This is a genomic window from Pseudomonas thivervalensis (assembly GCF_001269655.1).
GTDB lineage: Bacteria > Pseudomonadota > Gammaproteobacteria > Pseudomonadales > Pseudomonadaceae > Aquipseudomonas > Aquipseudomonas thivervalensis.
Genome location: NZ_LHVE01000014.1, coordinates 201,882 through 228,043, shown reverse-complemented (window position 1 = coordinate 228,043; position 26,162 = coordinate 201,882). Strand labels below are relative to the sequence as shown.

24 protein-coding genes are annotated in these 26,162 nt (G+C 60.9%); 8 read left to right on the top strand and 16 right to left on the bottom strand.

Translation table 11 applies throughout. The features are described from left to right. Position 1: 1 nt before the first annotated feature. The 10 genes from aauR to AD659_RS20540 form a co-directional block, all read right to left on the bottom strand. A complete protein-coding gene (aauR, locus tag AD659_RS20585) occupies positions 2 to 1,330 on the bottom strand; it encodes a two-component response regulator AauR (RefSeq protein WP_053124572.1) in 1,329 nt (442 codons plus the stop codon). Continuing rightward, a complete protein-coding gene (gene aauS, locus AD659_RS20580) occupies positions 1,327 to 3,228 on the bottom strand; it encodes a two-component sensor histidine kinase AauS (protein ID WP_053124570.1) in 1,902 nt (633 codons plus the stop codon). Before aauS ends, aauR begins: the two co-directional genes overlap by 4 nt. A 240-nt stretch (positions 3,229 to 3,468) precedes the next feature. Then, a complete protein-coding gene (locus AD659_RS20575; RefSeq protein ID WP_018614195.1) occupies positions 3,469 to 4,203 on the bottom strand; it encodes an amino acid ABC transporter ATP-binding protein in 735 nt (244 codons plus the stop codon). After that, entirely contained in the window at positions 4,200 to 4,871 is a 672-nt protein-coding gene (locus AD659_RS20570) for an amino acid ABC transporter permease (protein ID WP_014339892.1), read from the bottom strand. Before AD659_RS20570 ends, AD659_RS20575 begins: the two co-directional genes overlap by 4 nt. Continuing rightward, positions 4,871 to 5,617, bottom strand: coding sequence for an amino acid ABC transporter permease (locus AD659_RS20565; protein WP_053124568.1), 747 nt, complete (start codon positions 5,615 to 5,617; stop codon positions 4,871 to 4,873). Before AD659_RS20565 ends, AD659_RS20570 begins: the two co-directional genes overlap by 1 nt. Positions 5,618 to 5,806: 189 nt before the next feature. Next, positions 5,807 to 6,721 (bottom strand): glutamate/aspartate ABC transporter substrate-binding protein, encoded by a 915-nt coding sequence (locus tag AD659_RS20560; protein WP_053124566.1) that lies wholly within the window; start codon positions 6,719 to 6,721, stop codon positions 5,807 to 5,809. Between the two features lie 446 nt (positions 6,722 to 7,167). Continuing rightward, entirely contained in the window at positions 7,168 to 8,706 is a 1,539-nt protein-coding gene (gene glpD / locus AD659_RS20555; protein WP_053124885.1) for a glycerol-3-phosphate dehydrogenase, read from the bottom strand. A gap of 318 nt (positions 8,707 to 9,024) precedes the next feature. Continuing rightward, a complete protein-coding gene (locus AD659_RS20550) occupies positions 9,025 to 9,780 on the bottom strand; it encodes a DeoR/GlpR family transcriptional regulator (RefSeq protein WP_039591738.1) in 756 nt (251 codons plus the stop codon). A gap of 85 nt (positions 9,781 to 9,865) precedes the next feature. Further along, entirely contained in the window at positions 9,866 to 11,371 is a 1,506-nt protein-coding gene (glpK, locus tag AD659_RS20545) for a glycerol kinase GlpK (protein WP_053124564.1), read from the bottom strand. Positions 11,372 to 11,444: 73 nt separating this feature from the next. Beyond that, positions 11,445 to 12,296, bottom strand: a complete 852-nt coding sequence (locus AD659_RS20540) for an MIP/aquaporin family protein (protein ID WP_053124562.1) — start codon at positions 12,294 to 12,296, stop codon at positions 11,445 to 11,447. 324 nt (positions 12,297 to 12,620) lie between these two features. Between AD659_RS20540 and ybaK the strand changes: the two genes are divergently transcribed. Both ybaK and AD659_RS20530 read left to right on the top strand, forming a co-directional pair. Continuing rightward, a complete protein-coding gene (gene ybaK, locus AD659_RS20535) occupies positions 12,621 to 13,091 on the top strand; it encodes a Cys-tRNA(Pro) deacylase (protein WP_053124560.1) in 471 nt (156 codons plus the stop codon). Positions 13,092 to 13,267: 176 nt separating this feature from the next. After that, entirely contained in the window at positions 13,268 to 14,050 is a 783-nt protein-coding gene (locus AD659_RS20530) for a PhzF family phenazine biosynthesis protein (protein ID WP_053124558.1), read from the top strand. A 118-nt stretch (positions 14,051 to 14,168) separates the two neighbouring features. Here AD659_RS20530 and AD659_RS20525 read toward each other — a convergent pair whose 3' ends face one another. Together AD659_RS20525 and argF are read right to left on the bottom strand one after the other, a co-directional pair. Then, positions 14,169 to 15,272, bottom strand: a complete 1,104-nt coding sequence (locus AD659_RS20525) for an ABC transporter ATP-binding protein (protein ID WP_053124555.1) — start codon at positions 15,270 to 15,272, stop codon at positions 14,169 to 14,171. After that, positions 15,269 to 16,189: an ornithine carbamoyltransferase gene (argF, locus tag AD659_RS20520; RefSeq protein ID WP_053124553.1), complete on the bottom strand. Its 921-nt coding sequence runs from the start codon at positions 16,187 to 16,189 to the stop codon at positions 15,269 to 15,271. The genes AD659_RS20525 and argF overlap by 4 nt, the downstream gene beginning before the upstream one ends. 403 nt (positions 16,190 to 16,592) lie before the next feature. Here argF and AD659_RS20515 point away from each other — a divergent pair, with 403 nt between their 5' ends. From AD659_RS20515 to grxD, 3 genes are all read left to right on the top strand, one after another. Next, positions 16,593 to 16,880: a hypothetical protein gene (locus tag AD659_RS20515; protein WP_053124551.1), complete on the top strand. Its 288-nt coding sequence runs from the start codon at positions 16,593 to 16,595 to the stop codon at positions 16,878 to 16,880. A 131-nt stretch (positions 16,881 to 17,011) separates the two neighbouring features. Next, a complete protein-coding gene (locus AD659_RS20510) occupies positions 17,012 to 19,120 on the top strand; it encodes a molybdopterin oxidoreductase family protein (protein ID WP_053124548.1) in 2,109 nt (702 codons plus the stop codon). An 89-nt stretch (positions 19,121 to 19,209) separates the two neighbouring features. Next, positions 19,210 to 19,551, top strand: a complete 342-nt coding sequence (gene grxD / locus AD659_RS20505; RefSeq protein ID WP_053124546.1) for a Grx4 family monothiol glutaredoxin — start codon at positions 19,210 to 19,212, stop codon at positions 19,549 to 19,551. 196 nt (positions 19,552 to 19,747) lie between these two features. Here grxD and bfr read toward each other — a convergent pair whose 3' ends face one another. Both bfr and AD659_RS20495 read right to left on the bottom strand, forming a co-directional pair. Next, positions 19,748 to 20,221, bottom strand: a complete 474-nt coding sequence (gene bfr, locus AD659_RS20500; protein ID WP_053124544.1) for a bacterioferritin — start codon at positions 20,219 to 20,221, stop codon at positions 19,748 to 19,750. A gap of 198 nt (positions 20,222 to 20,419) precedes the next feature. After that, positions 20,420 to 20,638, bottom strand: a complete 219-nt coding sequence (locus tag AD659_RS20495) for a bacterioferritin-associated ferredoxin (protein ID WP_003178704.1) — start codon at positions 20,636 to 20,638, stop codon at positions 20,420 to 20,422. 314 nt (positions 20,639 to 20,952) lie between these two features. Here AD659_RS20495 and AD659_RS20490 point away from each other — a divergent pair, with 314 nt between their 5' ends. Continuing rightward, positions 20,953 to 21,555 (top strand): peroxiredoxin, encoded by a 603-nt coding sequence (locus tag AD659_RS20490; protein ID WP_053124542.1) that lies wholly within the window; start codon positions 20,953 to 20,955, stop codon positions 21,553 to 21,555. Between the two features lie 280 nt (positions 21,556 to 21,835). On the opposite strand, the gene rnt is transcribed toward AD659_RS20490, so the two are convergent. Beyond that, the gene (rnt, locus tag AD659_RS20485; RefSeq protein ID WP_003204947.1) at positions 21,836 to 22,513 is read right to left on the bottom strand and encodes a ribonuclease T; all 678 of its coding nucleotides are present in this window, start codon (positions 22,511 to 22,513) and stop codon (positions 21,836 to 21,838) included. Beyond that, positions 22,510 to 23,556: a dihydroorotase gene (gene pyrC / locus AD659_RS20480; protein WP_053124540.1), complete on the bottom strand. Its 1,047-nt coding sequence runs from the start codon at positions 23,554 to 23,556 to the stop codon at positions 22,510 to 22,512. The genes rnt and pyrC overlap by 4 nt, the downstream gene beginning before the upstream one ends. Positions 23,557 to 23,748: 192 nt before the next feature. Between pyrC and AD659_RS20475 the strand changes: the two genes are divergently transcribed. Together AD659_RS20475 and AD659_RS20470 are read left to right on the top strand one after the other, a co-directional pair. Beyond that, complete coding sequence (locus AD659_RS20475) at positions 23,749 to 24,750, top strand: flagellar protein MotY (protein WP_053124539.1); 1,002 nt, start codon at positions 23,749 to 23,751, stop codon at positions 24,748 to 24,750. 128 nt (positions 24,751 to 24,878) lie between these two features. Beyond that, positions 24,879 to 26,096 carry an argininosuccinate synthase gene (locus tag AD659_RS20470; protein WP_053124536.1) on the top strand — a complete coding sequence of 406 codons (1,218 nt, stop codon included), beginning with the start codon at positions 24,879 to 24,881 and terminating at the stop codon, positions 26,094 to 26,096. Positions 26,097 to 26,162 lie beyond the last annotated feature (66 nt).

The window sequence follows — 26,162 nt, the reverse complement described above, 5'->3', positions numbered from 1 at the left end:
ATCAGTGGCTCAGGCCATATTTTTTGACTTTGTCGAACAACGTGGTCTTGGCCATGCCCAGTTCCTGGCTGGCCTGGGTCAGGTTGCCGCCGCTGCGCTGCAAGGCGTCCACCAGCAGGTTGCGCTCGAAGGCTTCCACCGCTTCGGCGAAGGCCAGGCCCTGGCTGCCGCTGCTGGCGCCGGAGCGCTTGAACGCCGGCAGGCCCAGGGCGTAACGCTCGGCGACGTTGCGCAGTTCGCGCACGTTGCCCGGCCAATCGTGGCTCATCAGGTTCGACAGGGTCTGGTTGTCCAGCTCCGGCACTGTGCGGTCGAAGCGTAGGGACGACTGCTGAAGAAAATGCTCGAACAATTGCAGGATGTCTTCGCGCCGCTCGCGCAGGGGCGGTAGCTCCAGGGTCACCACGTTGAGGCGGTAGTACAAGTCGCTGCGGAACTGCCCGGACCGGCCCATTTCGTCCAGGTCGGACTTGGTGGCGGCGATCACCCGGCAATCCACGGCCACGCTCTGGTTCGAACCCAGGCGCTCGAGGGTGCGTTCCTGCAACACACGCAGCAGTTTGATCTGCAAGGGCAGGGGCATGCTTTCCACTTCGTCGAGGAACAGCGTGCCGCCATCGGCGTGCTCGATCTTGCCGATCCGGCGTTTGCCGGCACCGGTGAAGGCATTGGCCTCGTGGCCGAAAATCTCGCTTTCGAACAGGTTCTCCGGCAGCCCGCCGCAGTTCAGCGCGACGAACTGCTTGTCGTGGCGCCGACTGAAGTCGTGCAGGCAGCGGGCGACCAACTCCTTGCCGGTGCCGGTTTCGCCTTCGATCAGCACGTTGGCCGAGGTATCGGCGACGTTGGCGATCAGCGCTCGCAGGTGCTGCATGGCCGGTGAGCGACCAATGATCCGGCCTTCCAGGGAATCGCGTTCAGCCAGTTGCCGACGCAGCGATGACACCTCTCGGGCCAGGCTGCGTTGCTCCAGGGCGCGGCGGGCGACGTCGACCAGGCGCTCAGGGGAGAAGGGTTTCTCCATGAAGTCATAGGCGCCTTTTTGCATGGCGCCGACGGCCATGGAAATGTCGCCGTGGCCGGTGATCAGCACTACCGGCAGGCTGCGGTCCCGCGCCTTGAGGCGGGTCAGCAGTTCCAGGCCGTCGATGCCCGGCAGGCGAATGTCGCTGATGACGATGCCGGCAAAGTTATCGTCGACCCGCTCCAGGGCTTCTTCGGCGCTGCCCACGCCGATGCAGGGAATGTCTTCCAGGCTCAGGGCCTGCTGGCAGCCCAGCAGGACGTGGGGGTCGTCTTCGACGATCAGTACGCTCAGGTCGTGGTTCATAGCGGCTCGGCAGGTGAAAGGCGGACCAACGGTAGATTGAGGACAAACGTGGTACCACGCTCAAGCGGGTACTCGACGCCCAGGTGCCCACCCGCGGCGGCGGCCAGGCTCGCCGAGAGCGTCAACCCTAGGCCCAGGCCCTGTTCGCCAGGTTTGGTGGTGAAGAACGGCTCGAACAAATGCTTGCGGGCCTCTGGATCGATGCCGTGGCCATTGTCCCGAACCCGCAGGCGATATTTGCCATCGGCGGCCTGGCCTTCGAGCCACAGTTTCGGTTCGGGTTGCGTCTGCATGGCATCCAGGGCATTGCCGATCAGGTTCACCAGGATCTGCTCCAGGCGGGTCTGGTCGATTTGCAATTGGACGTCATCGAAACCGCTGTGGATCTGGATGTCCAGCTTTTCCAGGCGCCCGCCCAGCAGTTGCAACGCGGCCTCGACGGCCTTGCCCAGGCTCGCCCGGCCCTGGTCATCGCCGCGCCGGGCGAAGGCGCGCAGGCTGGCGGTGATCCGGCCCATGCGGTCGATCAATTCGTTGATGGTCTTGAGGTTGGTGCTGGCGATGTCCAGCTGGCCGCGCTCCAGGAAGCGCACGGTGTTGCCGGACAAGGTGCGCAGCGCCGCCAGCGGCTGGTTGAGTTCGTGGGCGATGCTGGTGGACATCTGGCCGATGGCCGCCAGTTTTCCGGCCTGGACCAGTTCATCCTGGGCCCGGCGCAAGGTCTCTTCGGCCTGGCGTCGCTCGCGGATCTGGCCCTTGAGTCGTTCGTTGCTGGCGCGCAGGTCGGTGGTGCGTTCGGTAATCCGACGCTCCAGCTGATTGTTGGCTTCCTGCAAGGCTTCCCGGGCCGCAAGGCGGGTGGCGATGACCTTGCGCCGTTCGTTCCAGGCGATCAACAGGAACGCCACCAGGGCGAAGGCCACGGCCACCAGGATGCCTTGGTTGATCGCCTGGCGACGCAGGTCTTCAAGGGGCGTCAGCAGGGTGAAGTTCCACGGGGTATCGCTCAAGGGCCGGGTTTGCGACAAGTAGCTGATAGCGCGCTCGTCGGACACCAGTTCGGTGTTGGCCGGGAAGGTCAGCTTTTCCATGCCTTCGGCCAGGCGTTCCCGGGCCAGGGGCACCAGTTCGTTCAGAGGAAACCAATAATATTGCAGGCTGCGGGCCAGGCGTTCCTTGGTCTCGTCGCTCAGCGGCCGCACCGACTTGAGCCGTCGCGCCGGGTCGCTGGAAAGGATGATGATGCCGTTCTCATCACTGACGAACGCTTCCAGCCGCGCTCGCTGCCAGCGTTCCTCCATGGCTTCGAGGCGCACCTTGACCACGGCGACGCCGATGATCTTGCCTTGTTGTTCCAGGCCGTGGGCGAGGTAGTAGCCGGGCTCGCCGCTGGTGCTGCCGATGCCGTAGAAACGCCCAGGCTGGCCGCGTACGGCGTTCTGGAAATAGGCGCGGAAGGACAGGTCTTCACCCAGGTAACTGTCGACGTCGCGCCAGTTGCTGGTGGCCATGACCCGGCCGGTGGTGTCCATCACGTAGATGGCCCGGCTGCGGCTGCGGCGGTTCAGGCCTTCGAGGTATTCATTGACGGTCTTGCGATGCTCGGGCGTCGGATCGTCCAGCAGTTGCGAGACACTCGATTCAAGCTCCAGCAGGCTGGGCAGGTAGGTGTACTTGCTGATCTCGCTCTCGACCGCACGGGCGTGCAGTTCCAACTGGCGCTCGCCATTCTCGGCGAGGCCACGTACGCCATAGTGCTCGCTGATCCAGAAGCCGAGGTAACCCAGGCCGATCATCAGCGCAATGACCAGCGGCGGCAGGAACAGATGGCGGATCAGGCGGGGTTTCACGGCGAGTGATGGCGGCGCGGCGCGATAAAGGGTGGGGTCGCATTTCATCACAGAAGCCTTGGGTCAACCAGTGTGGCGGCGGTCGTCCTTCGAACGCGGTCCTGTGGCCAGAGATTGCTCCCGCTCGGCTCTGTAGGAGCTGTCGAGTGCAACGAGGCTGCGATCTTTCCCCTGTCACTTGGATCTCAAGCGAAAGATCAAAAGATCGCAGGCTTCGCCAGCTCCTACAGGGTCCAGCGAGAGCAATCTCTGGCCACAAGGACAAGCGCGCCTAAAGAAGGCGACGCTTTAGTGCTGCAGGATTTTCTCGAGGAAATGCTGCGCGCGTTCGGAGCGGGCGCTGATGTCGCCGAAGAACTCTTCTTTCGGGCAATCCTCGATGATCTGGCCCTGGTCCATGAAGATCACCCGGTTCGCCACTTTGCGGGCGAAGCCCATTTCGTGGGTCACGCACATCATGGTCATGCCTTCGTGGGCCAGTTGCACCATCACGTCGAGCACTTCGTTGACCATTTCCGGGTCAAGGGCCGAGGTCGGTTCGTCGAACAGCATCACCACCGGGTCCATCGCCAGCGCACGGGCAATCGCCACGCGCTGTTGCTGGCCGCCGGAGAGCTGGCCCGGGTGTTTGTGGGCGTGGGCGGAAAGGCCAACGCGCTCAAGCAATTGCAGGCCTTTCTTGGTGGCTTCTTCCTTGCTGCGACCCAGCACCTTGATCTGCGCGATGGTCAGGTTCTCGGTGATGGTCAGGTGCGGGAACAGTTCGAAATGCTGGAACACCATGCCCACGCGCGAGCGCAGTTTCGGCAGGTTGGTCTTCGGGTCGGCGATGGAGGTGCCATCGACCACGATGTCACCTTTCTGGAACGGCTCCAGGGCGTTCACGCATTTGATCAGTGTGGACTTGCCCGAACCCGATGGCCCGCACACCACCACAACCTCACCCTTGCTGACCTCGGTGCTGCAATTGGTCAGTACCTGGAAGTCCCCATACCACTTGTTGATGTTCTTGATAGAGATCATACGGCGAACCTTTTTTGCAGACGCTTGACCAGCAGCGAGGCGGCAAAGCTGATTGTGAAGTACACGAGACCTGCGATGATCAGGAACTCATTGGAGCGGCCGATGATGTCGCCATTGGCCCGCGAAGCATTGAGGAAGTCCACCAGACCGACCGTGTAGACCAGCGAGGTGTCCTGAAACAGGATGATGCTCTGTTGCAGCAGCAGCGGGGTCATCTTGCGAAACGCCTGGGGCAGGATGATCAGGCGCATGACCTGGCCATAATTCATGCCCAGTGCCTGTGCCGCGCCCATCTGGCCCTTGGGGATCGATTGCACGCCGGCCCGGACGATTTCGCAGAAGTACGCCGCCTCGAACATCATGAACGCCACGACGCAGGAACCGAACGCGCCGATTGGCGTGTCTTCGCCGGTGATCCAGCGCAGCACGAACGGCACCGCCAGGTAGAACCAGGTGATGACCAGCAGCAACGGGATCGAGCGGAAGTAGTTGACGTAGGCGCCGGCGATATTGGAGACCAGCTTGTTGTGGGACAGGCGCATCAGCGCCAGGATGGTTCCCAGAATGATCCCGCCGACGACGCCGAGGGCCATCAGCTTGAGGGTCATCACCATGCCATTCCACAAGCCGGGAATGGCCGGGATGATGCCTGTGAAGTCGAATTCCATTATTTACCCCCCACGGAGATCAGGCCGGGCACCGCGACTTTCTTCTCGACCATACGCATGAGCAGCATCAGGCTCATGTTCAGGGTGAAGTAGATCAGCGTCGCCAGGGTAAAGGCTTCGAACAGGTTGGCGGAGAACTCGGCGGTCTGCTTGGTCTGCGCGAGCAGTTCCATCAGGCCGATCAGCGAGGCCACGGACGAGTTCTTGAAGACGTTGAGGAATTCCGAGGTAAGCGGCGGAATGATGATCCGATAGGCCTGGGGCAGCAGCACGTTCCAGTAGATCTGCGGCAGCTTGAAGCCCATGGCGCGGGCGGCGGATTCCTGGCCGCGGGGCAGCGCCTGGATGCCGGTGCGCACTTGTTCGCAGACCCGGGCGGCGGTGAACAGGCCCAGGCACACCACGACGCTCAGGTAGGCCGAGGTGGTCGGGTTCAGGTCCTGCTTGTACCATTCCTGCATATCGGCGGGCAGCAGGTCCGGCACCAGGAAGTACCAGATGAACAGCTGAACCAGCAGCGGCACGTTACGGAAAAGCTCCACGTAGCACGTGGCGATACCCGACACCAGCCGGTTCGGCACGGTACGCATCACACCCAGGATCGAACCCAGCAGCAGGGCAATGATCCAGGCGACGACGGCGATGGCGATGGTCCAGCCCAGGCCGGCCACGTACCAGTCGAGATAAATCTCGCTGCCCACGCCGGTGGACTTGAAGAACACGCCCCAGTCCCAGTTGTAATTCATTAGGGTCTCCCCTCAGATCGTTCGATATACAAATGCCCGCCTGGGGAACTCCGTTCCCGCCCGGCTTGGAGGCCAGGCACACGCGATCGGCTCGACAGCCACCGGTTCGAGTGTTTCCAGATTTGCCAGCAGGGAGTGACCATCCCCTGAAAGGGCCGGGCCCCTTCAGGAGATAAGGTTAGTCAGAAATCAGGATTTCTTTTCGTCAGCCGCTTTGTCGGTCGGGTTGGCGATCAATGCCTTGAGTTCGTCGCTCATCGGGAAGCTCAGGTTCAGGCCTTTTGGCGGGATAGGTTGCATGAACCATTTTTCGTAGATCTTGTTGATCTCGCCCGAAGCGTAGGTGGCCTTGATGGCGTCATCGACAGCCTTTTTGAACGGCTCGTCGCCCTTGCGCATCATGCAGCCGTAGATTTCATAGGACTGTGGGGTGCCCGTGACGGCCCAGTCCTCGGCCTTCTTGGCCTTGGCGGCTTCGCCGGCCAGCAGGGCGTCGTCCATCATGAACGCAACGGCACGACCCGATTCCAGCATCTGGAAGGATTCGCCGTGGTCCTTGGCGGAGATGACGTTCATGCCCATCTGCTTGTCGGCATTCATTGCCTTGAGCAAGCGCTCGGACGTGGTGCCGGCGGTTGTCACGACGTTCTTGCCCTTGAGGTCGTCGAAATCCTTGTACTTGGAGTCTTTCTTGGACAGCAGTTTGGTGCCGATCTCGAAGATGCCAACGGAGAAGGCGACTTGCTGCTGGCGCTCGACGTTGTTGGTGGTGGAGCCGCACTCCAGGTCCACGGTGCCGTTCTGCACCAGCGGGATACGGGTTTGCGAGGTGACCAGGTTGTACTTGACCTGCAGGTTCGGCACGTCCAGCTCTTTCTTCAGGGCTTCGACGACTTTTAGCTGGATGTCATGGGAGTAGCCGACCGGTTTGCCGGAAGCGTCCGCGATGTAGGAGAACGGAATGGAGGCGTCGCGGTGGCCGAGCGTGATGACGCCGGACTCTTTGATCTTTTTCAGCGTGCCGGTCAGTTCGGCTGCGAAAACCGGAGTGCTGATCAGAGCGGCAGCAATGGCTGCGCCCAGGAGATGGGGAACGATACGCATCGATGTTTCCTCGACATTGTTTTTTTTATTTCGGCCGGTTCGTCGGCCCTGAGTACTTCGAAATGCCTGGCAGCTCCTGTTGTGTTGGCGTACAGGCATTCGTCTCGAGGAGTGTAGAGCATGAGTCGTGCCAGGCCAGTCGAGTCTGTGTAGGTTGTTGTTTTTAAAGGTAATTAATGTTTTGTTTCAGGTCTGTGCAGCCTGATTTATCCGGTTAGCCGAACTGACTGGCGGGTCGTGTTCGGAAAACCGAATGCTTTGAGCCCCACTAATCCCTGTGGGAGCGAGCCTGCTCGCGATGGCGATCTATCTGGCGATACTTATGTTGGGGCTGATGGCCTTTTCGCGAGCAGGCTCGCTCCCACAGGGTTCTGTGGCGGAGTCCAGATAGCAAAAAGCCCCTGAATCGCGGGATTCAGGGGCTCTTGGGTTCAGCCGGGTATCGTTCAGGCCGCTTCGATCTTGCGACGGTTATGCTCGACCTTGTCCAGGTACTGCTGCAGCTTCTCCTGCTCGGGCGCGGTGGTGAACAAGCCCAGCTTGCTGCGGCGCCAGAGGATGTCCTGGGCATCGACGGCCCACTCGTCGCTGCACAGATAATCGACTTCGCGGGTGTAGAGGCCGGCACCGAGGTGCTCGCCCAGGTCGCCGAGGTCATGCACGCCTTCGAGCATGCGCCAGGTACGGCTGCCATAGGTGGTGGCCCAGCGACGGGCGATGTCGGTGGGCAGCCAGTCGAACTTATCGCGAATCGCCGAGCATAGCGCTTGTGGGGTGGTCATGTTTTCGCCGCCGGGGAGGGCCTCTACGGCGGTCCAGCTCCCGCGCATCTGCGTGAAGTAGGGGGCCAACTGCGCCATGGCTGACTCGGCCAGTTTGCGATAAGTGGTCAGCTTGCCGCCGAACACTGACAGCAACGGGGCTTCTTCGCCGCCGCCCGACAGCGCGAGGGTGTAGTCCCGGGTCACCGCCGATGGGTTGTCGGATTCGTCGTTGCACAGCGGACGTACGCCGGAATAGCTGTGCAGGATATCGTCGCGGCTGATCTGCTTCTTGAAGTGGGTGTTGACCACCTTCAGCAGGTAATCGGTTTCGCCCTCGGTAATCGCTACCTTGGCCGGGTCGCCGGTGTATTCGCGGTCCGTCGTACCGATCAGGGTGAACTGGTTCAGGTACGGAATGGTGAACACAATGCGCTGATCTTCGTTTTGCAGGATGTGCGCATGCTCGCCTTCGTAGAGTTTCGGCACGATCAGGTGGCTGCCCTGGATCAGGCGGATGCCGTAGGGCGACTCCAGCTTAAGGTCATCGCGAATGAACTTGGCGACCCACGGGCCGGCAGCGTTGACCAGCGCCTTGGCGCGGATCGAAAACAGGCTGCCGTCGGCACGTTCCAGGTGCAAGTGCCACAAGCCTTTGCTGCGACGAGCGTTCACGCAACGGGTGCGGGTGTGCACATGCGCGCCTTTTTCCCGGGCGGCCATGGCGTTGAGCACCACCAGCCGCGCGTCGTCGACCCAGCAGTCGGAATATTCGAAGCCTTTGGTGATCTCGCTTTTCAAGGCGCTGTCGGCACCGAACTTCAGGCTCTTGGAGCCGGCGAGCTGTTCACGTTTGCCCAGGTGGTCGTAGAGAAAAAGGCCGGCGCGAATCATCCAGGCCGGGCGCAGGTGTGGGCGGTGGGGCAGCACGAAGCGCATTTGCTTGACGATGTGCGGGGCCTTGGTCAGCAGCACTTCGCGCTCGGCCAGCGCTTCGCGCACCAGGCGGAATTCATAATGTTCAAGGTAACGCAGCCCGCCATGGATCAGCTTGCTGCTGGCCGACGAGGTATGGCTGGCCAGGTCATCCTTTTCGCAAAGGAACACCGAAAGGCCGCGACCGGCAGCGTCCGCGGCAATCCCCACGCCATTGATACCGCCGCCAATGACGGCGACGTCATAGATCTCGGCGAGAGGGGGCGTAGGCAAGGTAGAAGTGGGCATCGGCTGGCCTCGGGCTCTTTTCGAATATTTGAATTCGAACATAAATGTTCATTTGCGAAAATACTAGCCCATAAGGACGGCAACAGCCAGTCGTCTTTGATTGAAAATACTGATCAAAGGAAGTTGAAAGGAAAATTTTCGAACAAAAAAGAGGATTGTGGAATGCTTCTGTGGCGAGGGAGCTTGCTTCCGCTGATGGCGAAGCCATCCCAAGCAGGCTGGCGTTTTCCTTCGGGCTAACCGCATCAGGCCGATTTTACGACGGCTACGCCGCCGAGCGGGAGCAAGCTCCCTCGCCACAGGGGATAGGGGGTGAAGTCAGACCACTTCCAGCCGAATCTTGTGCTGGCTCAGCAATTGCGCCAGGGCCGGCACGGGTTGCTGGTCGGTCACCAGGCAGTCGATCAGGCTGATGGGGCCCAGGCGGACCATGGCGTTGCGCCCGAATTTGCTGGAGTCCGCCGCCAACAGCACTTGCCGGGCGTTGGCGATGATGGCCTGGGAAACCCGCACTTCCTGGTAATCGAAGTCCAGCAGGCTGCCGTCTTCATCGATCCCGCTGATGCCCACCAGGGCAAAGTCGACCTTGAACTGATTGATGAAGTCGACGCTGGCCTGGCCCACCACGCCGCCGTCACGCCGCACGTTGCCGCCAGCGATCAGGACTTCGAAGTCGTCCTTGGCGCTGAGGATCGACGCCACGTGCAGGTTATTGGTGATGACCTTCAGATGATTGTGATTGAGCAACGCCCGGGCAATGGATTCGGTGGTGGTGCCGATGTTGATGAACAGCGAGGCGTGATCGGGGATCTGGGCGGCGATGGCTTCGGCGATGCGTTGCTTCTCGTCGCGCATCTGGTCGGCGCGCATGGCGTAGGCGGTGTTTTCCACGCTTGAATCGTAGGCGGCGCCGCCGTGGTAGCGGCGCAGCAGGTTCGCTTCCGCCAGTTGATTGATGTCGCGGCGGATGGTTTGCGGGGTGACGACGAATAACTGCGCCATTTCCTCGATGCTGACATAGCCGCGTTCGCGGACCAGTTCGAGGATTTGCTGCTGGCGGGGAGGCAGATTCATGGGGCTTCCTTTGGGCTGCCGTACAAAATTTGCCCATGATGCCGCAGGAATCCACTTCCGACCAGTTTCAGAACCTTATCGGGCCTTATTCAGCGTCTTCGTGAGGCTCCCAATCGCGAGTGCGGCTGACCGCCTTCTGCCAGCCAGCGTAGAGTTTTTCTTTCGCCGGCTCGTCCAGTTGCGGTTCGAATTCGCGCTCGATCACCGCTTTGCCGCGCAGTTCTTCCAGGCTGCCCCAGAAGCCGCACGCCAGGCCGGCCAGGTAGGCAGCGCCCAAGGCCGTGGTCTCGCGCATTTTCGGCCGTTCGACCCGGGTGCCGAGGATGTCGGCCTGGAACTGCATCAGGAAGTTGTTCGCCACCGCGCCACCGTCGACGCGCAGGGCCCTGAGGCGTTCACCCGAATCCTGCTGCATGGCGTCGAGTACGTCGCGGGTCTGGTAGGCAATCGACTCCAGCGCGGCGCGAATGATGTGATCGACCCGTACGCCGCGGGTCAGGCCGAACAGTGCGCCACGGGCATAGGGGTCCCAGTACGGCGCGCCCAGGCCGGTGAAGGCGGGCACCAGATACACGCCGTTGCTGTCCTTGACCTTGTTGGCAAAGTATTCGGTGTCCAGGGCGTCGTTGATGATCTTCAGTTCATCGCGCAGCCATTGGACCGTGGAGCCGCCATTGAATACGGCGCCTTCCAGGGCGTAGGCCACTTCGCCACGGGGGCCGCAGGCGATGGTTGTCAGCATGCCGTGATTGGATTTCACGGCCTTCTTGCCAGTGTTCATCAGCAGGAAGCAGCCGGTGCCGTAGGTGTTTTTCGCCTGGCCCGGCTCCACGCACATCTGGCCGAACAGGGCGGCCTGCTGGTCGCCGGCGATGCCGCCGATGGCGATGCCGCTCTTGGTGCGGCCATAGATTTCCGAGGACGATTTCACTTCCGGGAGCATTTCGCGGGGGATGTCGAGGATCTCGAGCATCTTCGCATCCCATTCCAGGGAGTGAATGTTGAAGAGCATGGTGCGCGAGGCGTTGGTGTAGTCGGTGACGTGGACCTTGCCGCCGGTAAATTTCCAGATCAGCCAGCTGTCGACCGTGCCGAACAGCAGCTCACCGTTGCGCGCACGCTCGCGGCTGCCTTCGACGTTGTCCAGGATCCACTTGAGCTTGGTGCCGGAGAAATACGGGTCGGTGACCAGGCCGGTGGTCTGGCTGATGTATTGCTCGTGGCCGTCACGCTTGAGCTGTTGGCAGATCTCGGTACTGCGCCGGCACTGCCAGACGATGGCGTTGTAGATCGGCCGGCCGGTGGTCTTGTCCCAGACCACGGTGGTTTCCCGCTGGTTGGTGATGCCGATGGCGGCCACCTGGTCATGGTGCAGGCCGGCCTGGGCCAAGGCTTCGACCATGACCGCGCTCTGGGTGGCGAAGATTTCCATCGGGTCGTGTTCGACCCAGCCGGCCTGTGGGTAATGCTGGGCGAATTCGCGCTGGGCGGTGCAGACCACGTTGGCGTCACGGTCGAAGATGATCGCCCGCGAGCTGGTCGTACCCTGGTCGAGGGCAATGATGTAGTTCTTGTTCTGGATATCGGTCATGTCGATTGCCTTGGGACGTAAAAGGAAGAAGCCACGGCGCAGGTTCGATGGGCAAGAGCCTGCGTCGACTGTTTCAGGATGTTCTGGGCTTGCCATCAATGGCCGGTTTTGCATCCTTTGTAGCAGCTATGGCGCTGGGCAGGTGGCGGGCAATCAACCCGCGATAGGCCGCAGCACCGAGGCACGCCCCCACGATCGGGGCAAAAATCGGAACCAGGAAGTACGGGATGTCGCGTCCGCCCGTGAGGGAAATTTCACCCCAGCCTGCGAAGAAAGTCATCAGTTTAGGACCGAAGTCCCGCGCCGGGTTCATCGCAAAGCCCGTCAGCGGCCCCATGGAACTGCCGATCACGGCAATCAGCAGGCCGATCAGCAGCGGCGCCAGCGGGCCTCGGGGCAAGCCGTTGTTGTCATCGGTCAGGGACATGATCACGCCCATCAGGATGGCGGTGATGATCGCTTCCACGAGAAAGGCTTGGCCGGTGGACAGTGCGGCGTGGGGGTAGGTGGAGAATACCGAGGCCAGTTCAAGGCTCGTTTCGGTGCCGCGAACCATGTGCCGGGACTGTTCGAAATCGAAGAATAGATTGCTGTACAGCGTGTAGACCAGAAGGGCACCGCAGAAAGCTCCGGCCACTTGGGACGCTATATAGAAAGGCAGCTTGCGCTTTTCGAAGTCGGTGAACAGGCTCAGGGCGATGCTGACGGCGGGGTTGAGGTGGGCGCCGGAAATGCCTGCGCTCAGATAGATTGCCATGCTGACACCGACGCCCCAGATAAGGCTGATTTCCCACAACCCGAAACTTGCACCCGCGACCTTGAGCGCCGCGACGCAACCGGTGCCGAAAAAAATCAGCAGGCCAGTTCCCAGGAATTCGGCCAGGCATTGGCTGGAGAGGGTCGGCTGTTGTAAAGCAGTTGTCATTCAAACCTCGGTTTTTTGTTGTTTTGCAGCGCGTTCGATACAGCACGATTGCGCGATTTCCACCGAGGCAGGATCCCCATCCTGATCTCGGGTTGCAGCTTGAGACATGCAATGTGGCTTTCAGTTTCGAAAAAATATAGACAAGAAACGCTGGTGTCAAAGGTCGAAAGTGAACCACTGGTCACATTTCAACTATTCGTGGTGTGAATGATTCTCTCGTTGACGGCGCGTCATCGGTGCTGGCAGCGCAGTCCCGAAGCCTTTTCGCAAACGATGGCTTAGAATTCGCTCAGTCTTTTTATGATTTCCTTGTCAGGAGTGGTCATGACACCCGCGTTGGATCTGCTTAAAAAAGTGCGCGCCGAACATCGCATCCACAGTTATGAACACGACCCCAAGGCTGCGTCCTATGGCTTGGAGGCGGCGGAAAAGCTCGGGCTGGATCCGGCGCAGGTATTCAAGACGCTGTTGGCGGCCAGTGAAAAAGGTGAGTTGTTGGTGGCGGTGGTGCCCGTGGCCGGGAGCCTGGATTTGAAAGGCCTGGCCCATGCTGCGGGGGTGAAGAAGGTCGAGATGGCCGATCCGGCCGCCGCGCAACGTTCGACCGGTTATTTGCTTGGCGGTATCAGTCCGCTGGGGCAGAAGAAGCGTCTGCGCACATTTATCGACAGTTCCGCGCAGCCACTCGCCAGCATGTTTGTCAGTGCGGGGCGGCGTGGGTTGGAAGTCGAGCTGGCGCCTTCGGTATTGAAGGAGCACACCGGGGCGGCGTTTGCCGACATCGGGCGTGCTTGAATAAAGGCGGGTGGCTGCTGCGCAGCCAAGCGGGAGCAAGCTCCCTCGCCACCGGGGTGTAAGGCTGGAGTTTCAGAGATGCCTGCGCTGTCGGGTGAAAATTCTGCTGATCTGTCACTGGATAAGCTGTACCACTACACCCCATGCTGGCGCATCAAAAAATAAGGAGAAGTGCCATGCAGCTTGCGTTTCATCAAGTCGATGCGTTCAGTGATCGGCCATTCGGCGGTAACCCGGCGATGGTCTATCGGCTCGACGGCTGGCTCGCCGATGACTTGATGCAGAAGATTGCCGCCGAACATAACCTGGCTGAAACCGCATTCCTGGTGCGTGAGGGCCCGCACTGGCATATCCGCTGGTTCACCCCCACCACCGAAGTCCCGCTGTGTGGACACGCTACGTTGGCCAGTGCTTATGTGCTGTTCGAGGTTTATCACGAACCTGTCGAGCGCCTGGATTTCATCTGCCGGTCCGGTTCGTTGAGCGTTACACGCGAGGGGGATCGGCTGTGGCTGGATTTTCCGGCCGTCGTGCCTGTCGAGTTGGGCGCCTCCCTGGCCGTGCAGAGTGCCTTGGGTGTCGAAGCGGTGGACGTGCTGAGTTCCAATGAACTGTTCGTGGTGCTGGAATCGGAGCAAGCGGTGCTCGATTGCAAGCCGGACATGGCGGCCCTGGCAAAACTGCCTTGGCCTGGGGCTATCGTCACCGCGCCGGGGAGCAAGCATGATTTTGTCTCGCGCTATTTTGCCCCAGCGATCGGTATCAACGAAGACCCGGTGACCGGCTCGACCCATTGCAGCCTGATTCCCTATTGGTCCAAGCGCCTGAGTAAACACGGGCTGACGGCTTATCAATGCTCGGCCAGGGGCGGGGCGCTGTTTTGCCGGTTGGAGGGTGAGCGGGTGAAGATAGGCGGGAATGCGACGTTGGTGGCCAGCGGGACGTTGATGTTGGGGTGATGGCATTCCCCGCTGGTGTGCGCCCTGTAGGAGCTGGCGAAGCCTGCGATCTTTTGATCTTTCGCTTGAGATTCAAGTGACTGGGGAAAGATCGCAGCCTCGTTGCACTCGTCAGCTCCTACAGGCTATAGCGCCGCACACCGCTGTCCACCGGCGTGATCTGCGCTGCCGTGCTGCCCGAGGCCTGGAATAGCACCAGGTGTTCAGCCGCCACGCGGATGCCGACATCGGCGCCGACCTGATGGTCGGCATGGCTGGGGAAGATCGATTCCAGTTGCGCGCCTGTCGCTAATTGCAGGCGGTACAAGGTGGAAGCGCCCAGGAAGGTCTTGCCGATGATTCTGGCGGTGAGTGGGCTGTCCGGGGCGTAGACGATGTCGTCCGGACGCAGCAACACGTCCACCGCACCGCCGATGGGCCAGGTGTAGGCGCGGTTGCCACGCAGGATGCCCAGCTCGGTCTGCACCGATTCCGGGCTGTCGAGCTGGCCGCGAATGAAGTAGCCCTGGCCAATGAAGCTGGCGACGAATGGCGTCAGCGGTTCGTGGTACAGGTTGTAGGGCGTGTCCCACTGTTCCAGGCGACCTTCCCTGAATACCCCGACATGATCACTCACTGCAAAGGCTTCTTCCTGGTCGTGGGTTACCAGGATCGCGCTGGTGCCACGAGCCTTGAGAATGTCCCGCACTTCATGGCTGAGCTTGCGTCGCAGCTCGCCATCGAGGTTGGAGAACGGCTCATCGAGCAACAGCAACTGTGGTTCCGGCGCCAGCGCACGGGCCAGCGCCACGCGCTGTTGCTGGCCGCCGGACAGCTCATGGGGAAAACGCTTGCCCAGGTGTTTCAGGTTGACCAGTTCCAGCAACTCTTCGACCACGCGGTCCTTGTCCGGATGCTTGCGAATGCCAAAGGCAATGTTCTCGGCCACGCTCAGGTGGGGGAACAGGGCATAGTCCTGGAACACCATGCCGATGCGGCGTTTTTCCGGGGCGAGGGTGAAACCGGCGCGGGAGATGGTTTCCCCGGCCAGTTGAATCTCACCCTCGTGCACCGGTTCGAAGCCGGCGATGGCGCGCAGCGTCGTGGTCTTGCCGCACCCGGACGAACCGAGCAGGCAACCGATATCGCCGGCATTGAGGTGCAGGTTGAGGTTCTGCACGACCCGCTGGTCCTGATAACCGCAGGCCAGGTTGTGCAAGTTCAGCAGCAGGGCGTGGCTCATGCGTGGTGATACGCCGGCTCGACCAGGAACTCAAGCAAGGCCTTTTGCGCGTGCAGGCGGTTCTCGGCCTGGTCCCAGGCTACCGAACGCGGATCATCCAGCAGGTCCATGCTGATTTCCTCGCCACGGTGGGCCGGCAGGCAATGCATGAACAACACGTCGGCATCTGCCAGGTCGAGCAGGGCCCGGTTGACCTGCAGTGGCGCGAACAGCGCCAGGCGCCTGGCGGTTTCTTCTTCCTGGCCCATGGAGGTCCAGACGTCGGTGCTCACCAGATGCGCACCGGCCACAGCCTGTTTCGGGTCACGGACGATGGACACCCGGTCCCCGGCCTTGGCCAGCAATTCGGCATTGGGGTCAAAGCCTTCAGGGCAGGCAATGCGCAGTTGAAAATCGAATTGCATTGCCGCTTCTATATAGCTGTTGCACATGTTGTTGCCATCGCCGATCCAGGCCACGGTCTTGCCCTGGATCGAGCCGCGGTGTTCGAGGAAGGTCTGCATGTCGGCCAGCAACTGGCAGGGGTGCAGGTCGTCGGACAGGCCGTTGATCACCGGTACGCGGGAATGGGCCGCGAACTCGGTCAGGGTGCTGTGGGCAAAGGTACGGATCATCATCGCATCCAGCATGCTCGACATGACGATGGCGCAGTCACTGATAGGTTCGCCACGGCCCAGTTGGGTGTCACGGGGCGACAGGAAGATCGCCTGGCCGCCCAGCTGGATCATGCCGGCTTCGAAAGAGATGCGGGTGCGGGTCGATGACTTCTCGAAGATCATCCCCAGCACGCGGTTTTTCAAGGGCTCGAACAGTACGCCGCGGTTACGCAGGTCCTTGAGCTCCACGCCTCGACGGATCACGCCGAGCAACTCATCGGGCGTGAGATCCATCAGGGAGAGAAAGTGCCTTGCGCTCATGATTGACTACCTTTTTGTAACTGACCGCAGATGCTCAAAGCCTTGTTTAATGAAAAAACGGGCGAGACCTGCGGCAAAAGCCGCACGGGGCGACGAAATAGGGGAAGGCGCGATCTTATAATTAAATGTCGCGTCTTACCAATAGGGCTACGGTTTTTGGGGATTTCAGCGAAGCCATCACGCGAATGCGATGGTGTATTTGAGGCCGGTTTCCTGACAGCAGCGGTCCATTTGTACACTGGCGTTGCTTGGCTTGGCAATCAGGCCCGGCGGGCGCGCCGTGGTCGATGGTCTGTTTATGCCGTGTCATCTCTTCCTTGCGCCTGTCTGCTGGTGCTTGTGAAACATTTCCTAATGCAAAGGCCTGGGTTATAAATGAGCCTCAGCGGCACAGGAGCCCGAAATGGATTCGAAAGAGCAACAACTGATGGAACTGCTGGGCCTGACCGCACGCTCGCTGACGCACCTGACGGCTTCGGTGACGTCCATGTCATTCGAATTGCTGCGCAGCGATGACGAAGTGACCAAGGCCGCCGGTCGGCGGATGATCGATCGCATGGCCACGATCAGCAGCGGCCTCGACGAGCATTGGCGGTTGATTGGCGAACTGACCGGTGTACCCATCGCCCAGGAACAAGTGGAAACCATCGAAGAAATCCAACTGTTGGCGCCACCTCCCGAAGGCCCGTGATGGCACTTCATCGGCGGGCCTGATGCCCGGCAATTCACAGGACGAACGTCGCTGGCGCTGCCGGGGATCACGCGCCATAGTTTTGTTCCCGCGGCCGAAAGCGCCCGTCACGAATAAAACAGAGACTGGCCATGACCAAGACTCTCCACCACCGTGCGTGCCATCTGTGTGAAGCCATCTGTGGCTTGACCCTCGAAACCACCGAGACCGACGGCCAGGACCTGGCGATCACCTCGATCAAGGGCGATGCGCTGGATACTTTCAGCCGCGGTCACATCTGCCCCAAGGCTGTGGCCCTGCAAGATATCCAGAACGATCCGGACCGCCTGCGTCAACCCATGCAACGCGTTGGCAGCGAATGGCAGCCCATCGCCTGGGACGATGCCTTTGCGCTGGTGGCCGAGCGCCTGGCGGATATCCAGGCGCGCCACGGCCAGAACGCGGTGGCGGTCTACCAGGGCAACCCCAGCGTGCATAACTATGGGCTGATGACCCACAGCAACTATTTCCTGGGCCTGTTGAAGACCCGTAGCCGTTTCTCGGCGACCTCGGTGGACCAACTGCCCCACCACCTGACCAGTCACCTGATGTACGGCCACGGCCTGCTATTGCCGATTCCGGACATCGATCACACCGATTTCATGTTGATCCTGGGCGGTAACCCACTGGCCTCCAACGGCAGCATCATGACCGTGCCGGACGTGGAAAAGCGCCTCAAGGCGATCCAGGCCCGTGGCGGCAAAGTGGTGGTGGTCGATCCACGCCGCAGCGAAACGGCGGCGATTGCCGATCAGCATGTTTTTGTGCGTCCGGGTGGCGATGCCGCGCTGCTGTTTGGCGTGCTCAACACGTTGTTCAGCGAAGGCTTGACCCGTGACAGCCATCTGCCGGTGGACGGCCTGGACGAGGTGCGCGAGGCCGTGGCTTCTTTCACGGCTGAAGCGATGAGTCCGCTCTGTGCGGTGCCGGCCGCGCAGATCCGGCAATTGGCCCGGGACTTCGCCGCCGCGCCGTCAGCGGTCTGCTACGGGCGGATGGGGGTGTCGACCCAGGCGTTCGGTACGCTGTGTCATTGGCTGATCCAGGTGATCAACCTGGTCACGGGCAATCTCGATCGGGTGGGCGGTGCGCTGTGCACCGAGCCGGCGGTGGACCTGGTGGCCACCACCTCGGGTGGGCATTTCAACCGTTGGCAGAGCCGAGTATCCGGGCGTCCTGAATATGCGGGGGAATTGCCAGTGTCGGCCCTGGCCGAGGAAATGCTCACCGAGGGCGAAGGCCAGATTCGTGCGTTGGTCACCGTGGCCGGCAATCCGGTGCTGTCCACGCCCAACGGGCGGCAGCTGGAGCAGGCGCTGGACGGGCTGGAGTTCATGGTCAGCGTCGATTTGTACATCAACGAAACCACCCGTTACGCCGACCTGATCCTGCCCTCGACTTCGGCCCTGGAAAACGATCACTACGACACCACGTTCAACCTGTTCGCCGTGCGCAACGTGACCCGTTTCAACCGGGCGATCCTGCCCAAGCCCGAGGGGGCGCTGCATGACTGGGAAATCTTCGTCGGCCTGGCCAAGGCCTTCGCCGCCCGGACCGGCAAGGAACTCAAGCCGACCATGCCGCCGGCGCAGATGATCGATTTCGGCCTGCGCAGCGGAGCGTATGGCGATGCCTCGCCGCACAAGCTGTCCCTGGCAACCTTGTTCGACCATCCCCATGGCATTGACCTCGGGGCACTCAAGCCCAACCTGGCCCCGCGCCTGAAAACCGAAAACCAACGGGTGCAGGCCGCGCCGGCGGTGATTCTCGCCGACCTGGCGCGCTTTGCCGCGTTGCGGGCGCCAGCGCCTGATGAGCTGCTGATGATTGGCCGTCGCCATGTGCGCAGCAACAACTCCTGGATGCATAACTTCCATCGGCTGGTGAAGGGCAAGCCGCGTCATCAATTGCTGATGCACCCGGATGACCTCGCTTCTCGCGGCCTTGTCGACGGGCAGCGGGTGACGGTCAGTTCGCGGGTGGGGGCCATCGACGTCGAGGTGCTGGGCAGCCTGGACATGATGAAGGGCGTGGTCAGCTTGCCCCACGGCTGGGGCCATGCCCGGCCGGGCGTGCAGATGAGCATTGCCAGCGGACAGCCAGGCTCCAGCGCCAATGACCTGACCGATGATTGTCAACTCGATGAGTTGTCCGGCAACGCGGCGCTCAACGGGGTACCGGTGAAGGTGGCGGCTGCGTAAAATTGTCTCTGAGCAGCACGTTCTGCTTTCCGTTACAATGCGCCACCGTGTCGACAACTGACGTCGCAAAGTTTAAGCCGAGGTGCTCCGTGGATATCATCGAAACGATTAAAGACCAGATTGCCAACAACACCATCCTGCTTTACATGAAAGGCTCGCCGAACGCGCCACAGTGCGGTTTCTCGGCCAAGGCAGCTCAGGCGGTGATGGCGTGTGGCGAGAAGTTTGCCTACGTGGACATCCTGCAGAACCCGGAAATCCGCGCCAACCTGCCCAAGTACGCCAACTGGCCAACCTTCCCGCAATTGTGGGTGGGTGGTGAGCTGGTCGGCGGTAGCGACATCATGACCGAGATGGCCGCTGATGGCTCGTTGCAGGCCACGATCAAGGAAGCGGTAGAGAAAGCTGCGGCGAACAAGGCCGACGCCTGATCCACCCCAAACCAATGTGGGAGCGAGCCTGCTCGCGATGAGGGTGTGTCAGTCAATTTGATGGTGACTGACACACCGCTATCGCGAGCAGGCTCGCTCCCACAAGGAATCTAGGTGAGCCTGGAATCCAGGGCAATAAAAAGCCCCGCCTCTCGTAAGAGGGCGGGGCTTTTTAGTGGCTTGCTTGCGGGGAAACCTACTCTTCACCCATCTGCGATTGCAGGTAGTTCTCAAGACCAATCTTGTCGATCAGGCCCAGTTGGGTTTCCAGCCAGTCGATGTGCTCTTCCTCGGATTCGAGGATGTCTTCCAGCAGTTCACGGCTACCGAAGTCGCCAACGCTTTCGCAATGGGCGATGGCGGCCTTCAGGTCGGCGTGGCCGGTGCGCTCGATGCGCAGGTCGCACTCGAGCATTTCCCGGGTGTGTTCGCCGATGTGCAGCTTGCCCAGGTCCTGGACGTTCGGCAGGCCTTCGAGAAACAGGATGCGCTTGATCAGCTTGTCCGCGTGCTTCATCTCGTCGATGGATTCGTGGTACTCGTGCTTGCCCAGCTTGTTCAGGCCCCAATCCTCATACATGCGCGCATGCAGGAAGTATTGGTTGATCGCGACCAGCTCATTGGCAAGGATCTTGTTGAGGTGCTGGATGACTGTAATGTCGCCTTTCATGATGAGGCCTGCCCTGTAATAGCTGTGTATAGGGCGGAGTTTGAGCCGCGTATTTATCAGTGTCAAACCTAAGTTATTGAATAATAAATGAAAATTAATCGGAATAAGAATGTTTGTGTTCCGCGTCTGGACGCTAACTATTTGATTTTCAGGCATAAAAAAACCGGACATTAAGTCCGGTTCCTTGAAAAGCTGTGTTTACGCGGCAGTAAATTCTACCGGGTAAGGGATCGAGGCCTGTGCCGTCTGCACCTTGGCGAGTGTTTCACGCACCACTTCCTTGGCCAGGCACGCACATTTGCCGCATTGGCTGGCTACGCCGGTGGCCTGGCGGACTTCGCGATAGCTGCAGCAACCTTCATAGATCGCTTCGCGGATTTGCCCGTCGGTGACGCCAGTGCAGAGGCATACATACATAAGTGAGAACCGTCGCTGGTTGTGACTCAATTGAGACGGATCTTAATGTTAACGAGAATGATTGTCAAAGTGGTTTCTCACGGTCTTTCCCCTGAGGGACGTCAGGCTGACGAACGGTTTTATCCAGCGCGACGAAAGCGGTACGCAGCGGGGCGGCGTTTTTTCGATACCACCGAAAAACCGTTGAAGACAGTCCAAATGCCCGGTGTATGATGGTCGGCCCTTGCAAGCGGGTTCGTGTCACAGGGCTGTCGCCTGAGGGTGGCAGGCTGGCCCGGACCTTGTTTTCACGCTATTACATCAGGAGATATCCAATGAGCGTACTCGTAGGCAAACAAGCCCCAGACTTTACCGTTCCAGCCGTCCTCGGCAACGGCGAAATCGTCGACAGCTTCACCCTGTCCTCGGCCATCAAAGGCAAATACGGCCTGGTGTTCTTCTATCCGCTGGACTTCACCTTCGTCTGCCCGTCCGAGCTGATCGCTCTGGATCACCGCATGGACGATTTCAAGAAGCGCAACGTTGAAGTGGTCGCTGTTTCGATCGACTCGCACTTTACCCACAACGCCTGGCGCAACACCCCGATCAACAATGGCGGTATCGGCCAGGTGCAATACACCATGGCTGCCGACATGAAGCACGAAATCGCCAAGGCCTATGACGTTGAGTCCGAAGGCGGCGTGGCTTTCCGTGGCGCGTTCCTGATCGACGACAAGGGCGTTGTCCGTTCGCAGATCATCAACGACCTGCCGCTGGGCCGTAACATGGAAGAGCTGATCCGTCTGGTCGACGCGCTGCAATTCCACGAAGAGCACGGCGAAGTCTGCCCGGCCAACTGGAAAAAAGGCGACAAGGGCATGACCGCTTCCACAGAAGGCGTGGCCGCTTACCTGACCGAGCACGGCGGCAAGCTGTAAACGCACATAGGCATAAAAAAACCGGCCCTCGATGGGCCGGTTTTTTTATGGACGTTTCAACGTTATCGACTGAAACGCAGAAACCCTGGGCATTGGGCACTGTGGCGAGGGAGCTTGCTCCCGCTGGGTGGCGCAGCCGCCCCAAACATCTTGTGAGCGCTTCGCACTCAAGCGGGAGCAAGCTCCCTCGCCACAACAGCCACAACAGCCACAACAGCCACAACAGCCACAACAGCCACAACAGCCACAACAGCCACAAGAGCCAGACCTGGCGCCGATGTCAGTCGTCGAAATCCTGCCAGCCACCCATCTCCTTCCACCGGTTGACGATGCCGCAGAACAGCTCGGCAGTCTTCTCGGTGTCGTAGCGGGCCGAGTGGGCTTCACGGCCATCGAAATCGATGTCGGCCGCCTGGCACGCCTTGGCCAGGACGGTCTGGCCATACGCCAGGCCAGCCAGGGTCGCAGTGTCGAAGCTGGAGAACGGGTGAAACGGGTTGCGCTTCATGTCCAGGCGCGCAACGGCGGCGTTGAGGAAGCCCAGGTCGAAGCTGCTGTTGTGGCCGACCAGGATCGCGCGTTTGCACCCGTTGGCCTTCAGCGCCTTGCGCACGCCACGGAAGATATCGGTCAGGGCCGTTTCTTCGCTGACCGCCATGCGCAACGGGTGATCGAGCTTGATCCCGGTGAACTCCAGGGCCGCCGCTTCGACGTTGGCGCCTTCGAACGGTTCGACCCGGAAGAAATAGGTGTGGTCAGGGAACACAAAGCCTTTTTCGTCCATGCCGATGGTGGTCGCGGCGATTTCCAGCAACGCGTCGGTGGCGGAGTTGAAGCCACCGGTTTCTACATCGACAACGACCGGCAGGTAACCACGAAACCGCGCGGCCATGGGGTGACGGGCGCCGCCGGAACCACCGTTGCCGTCCAGTTCGTCGTCGAAATGATCTTCACTCACGCGTTTTCCTCCAGCAGGCGCCAGCGCAGTTTTTCACCGGCGCGCAGCGGGATGACGGTCTGCTCGCCGAAGGGCAGGCTGACGGGGGCGGTCCATTCGTCACGGACCAGGGTAATACGATCAGTGTTCACCGGCAGGCCATAGAAATGCGGGCCGTGCAGGCTGGCGAAACCTTCGAGCTTGTCCAGCGCATTGCGCTGCTCGAACGCCTCGGCGTACATCTCGATGGCGGCATAGGCGGTGTAGCAGCCGGCGCAACCGCAGGCGGCTTCCTTGGCGTGCAGGGCGTGGGGCGCCGAGTCTGTGCCAAGGAAAAACTTGGGGCTGCCGCTGGTGGCGGCATCCAGCAAGGCTTCCTGGTGGGTATTGCGCTTGAGGATCGGCAAGCAATAGAAGTGCGGCCGGATCCCGCCCACCAGCATGTGGTTGCGATTGTACAGCAGGTGATGGGCGGTAATGGTCGCGCCGACGTTGGCCGGGGCCTCGTTGACGAACTGCACGGCATCGCCGGTGGTGATGTGCTCGAACACCACCTTGAGGGTCGGGAAACGCTCCACGACGCGGCGCATGTGCTCGTCGATGAAGATCTTCTCGCGGTCGAACACGTCGACGTCGCCCCGGGTGACTTCACCATGGATCAACAACGGCATGCCGACTTCGGCCATGGCCTCCAGCGCCGGGAAGATCTTGTCGATGCTGGTGACACCGGAATCGGAGTTGGTGGTCGCGCCGGCCGGGTACAGCTTGGCGGCGTGGACAAAACCGCTGGCCTTGGCGTCGCGAATTTCTTCGGGCTGGGTGCGGTCGGTGAGGTAAAGCACCATCAGCGGTTCGAAGCGGCTGCCAGCCGGGCGCGCGGCGAGGATACGCTGGCGATAGCCATCGGCCTCGGCGGCGTTGCGCACCGGCGGTACCAGGTTAGGCATGATGATTGCGCGCCCGAAGGTGCGCGCGACATCGGCGACGGTATGGGTCAACACAGCACCATCGCGAAGATGAATATGCCAGTCGTCGGGACGCAGCAGGGTCAGGCGGTCGGACATTGGGGGGCTTCCAGGCGGGTCAAACTCTGGGAATGCTACCGGAAAAGACCGATTCAGGCACCCGCTATCAAGTTCTGCCACAACTTACCGATAGCTCCTACAGGTGTGCCACGAATCCGTTCAGTGCCCCGGACAGGCGTCATGCCGTTCAAGCATGCGTCGATCTTTGTATAAAAGTCAGTGGAGCCTCCCGTGCGCCAGCGTTATCTAGCCTTGCTCAGTGTGTTTGCCAGCCTTCCCGCCATGGCGCTCACTTTCCAGACCCGTCTGGAGAGCATCGAGTGGACGGTCGAAGGCGACAAGTTCGAGTGCCGGCTGAGCCAGCCGATCACCGATTTCGGCAGTGGCGAATTCGTGCGCAAGGCGGGCGAGCAAGCCACGTTCCGGCTCAGGGCCTATAACCCGATGCTCGGTGGCGGCTCCGCAACGTTGCTCGCGGCCGCGGCACCCTGGCAGCCGGGACGGGGCGATATCAACCTGGGCTCGGTCAGGATCGGCAGTGGCGATGTGCTGTTCGACAGTTCCCAGGTACAGGCAGGCCGACTGATCAGCGGATTGATGGAAGGTCGCAGCCCCGTGGTTCGACGCAACACCGAGGATGGGCGCGTTTCTGAAGTCCGGCTGCTGCCCGTGCGCTTCAACAAGGCGTTCAACGATTACCAGGGCTGCGTGGCGAAACTGTTGCCGAAGAATTTCGAACAGATCAAGCAAACCCAGATCGGCTTCCCCGGCGAGGGGATTGAGCTGGACGCTCGGGCCAAGGCTCAGTTGCAGGTCATGCTCGACTTCATCAAGGCCGATCCTAGCGTCAATCATGTCGAGCTCGATGGCCACTCCGATAACAGTGGCAACCGTTTGACCAACCGTGAGCTTTCGCGCCGCCGTGCCCTGGCCGTCATGGATTTCTTCAAGGCCAATGGTTTCCAGGAGTCCCAGTTCACCGTGCGCTTCCACGGCGAGCGTTATCCGCTGGTTGCTAATACCAACGCAGCCAATCGGGCCAAGAACCGCCGTGTCGTCGTAAAACTGGAGCGGGTGGCGGCCACCCAGGCCCCGGCGCCACAGCCGCCAACACCTGCGGCAACGCCAGCGCCGCCTGCCGTGGCGCCCGCTGTTGCGCCGGGCAAGACGGCGGCACCGGTTGCCCCGGCCAAGGCCGCTGCACCTGCTACGGCGACTGCGCGCACTTCCTGATCCCGCCCGGATCGTCGCGCAATCGACATAATCTGTCGCTTCGTCGTCATAAGCTGTCGCGCCTCTGTAAATTATCCGCGCTGGACGTTAGACTTCCCGGCTTTCCGTACAACCCGTGGAGTGATGGCATGGCGGACGTAAACAAGGTCGTTCTGGCGTATTCCGGCGGCCTGGACACTTCGGTGATCCTCAAGTGGCTGCAGGACACTTATAACTGCGAAGTGGTGACCTTCACTGCGGACCTGGGGCAGGGCGAAGAAGTCGAGCCTGCACGCGCCAAGGCCCAGGCCATGGGCGTCAAAGAGATCTACATCGATGACCTGCGCGAAGAGTTCGTCCGCGACTTCGTGTTCCCGATGTTCCGCGCCAACACCGTTTACGAAGGCGAGTACCTGCTGGGTACGTCCATCGCCCGCCCGTTGATCGCCAAGCGCCTGATCGAAATCGCCAACGAAACCGGCGCCGACGCCATTTCCCACGGCGCCACCGGCAAAGGCAACGACCAGGTGCGTTTCGAGCTGGGCGCCTATGCGCTCAAGCCCGGCGTGAAAGTCATTGCCCCGTGGCGTGAATGGGACTTGCTGTCCCGTGAAAAATTGATGGACTACGCCGAGAAGCACGCGATCCCGATCGAGCGCCACGGCAAGAAGAAGTCCCCGTACTCGATGGACGCCAACCTGTTGCACATCTCCTATGAAGGCGGCGTGCTGGAAGACACCTGGACCGAGCACGAAGAAGACATGTGGCGCTGGACCGTCTCCCCGGAGAAGGCCCCTGATACCCCGCAATACCTGGAGCTGACCTATCGCAACGGCGATATCGTCGCGCTGGACGGCGTGGAAATGAGCCCGGCCACCGTGCTGGCGACCCTGAACCGGATCGGTGGCGAACACGGCATCGGTCGCCTGGACATCGTCGAGAACCGCTATGTCGGCATGAAGTCCCGCGGCTGCTACGAAACCCCTGGTGGCACTATCATGCTGCGCGCCCACCGGGCGATCGAATCGATCACCCTGGACCGCGAAGTGGCCCACCTCAAGGATGAGTTGATGCCCAAGTACGCCAGCCTGATCTACACAGGCTACTGGTGGAGCCCGGAGCGTCTGATGCTGCAGCAGATGATCGACGCTTCCCAGACCAACGTGAACGGTGTCGTGCGCCTGAAGCTGTACAAGGGCAATGTGATCGTGACTGGGCGCAAGTCCGACGACTCGCTGTTCGATGCCAACATCGCGACCTTCGAAGAAGACGGCGGTGCCTACAACCAGGCCGACGCGGCCGGCTTCATCAAGCTCAACGCCTTGCGCATGCGCATCGCGGCGAACAAGGGTCGCAAGCTGTTCTGATCCTGTTCATGCAAAAACGGCCTGCCTTGAGCAGGCCGTTTTTTTTGTCCCCCCTTTTCTGCCCAT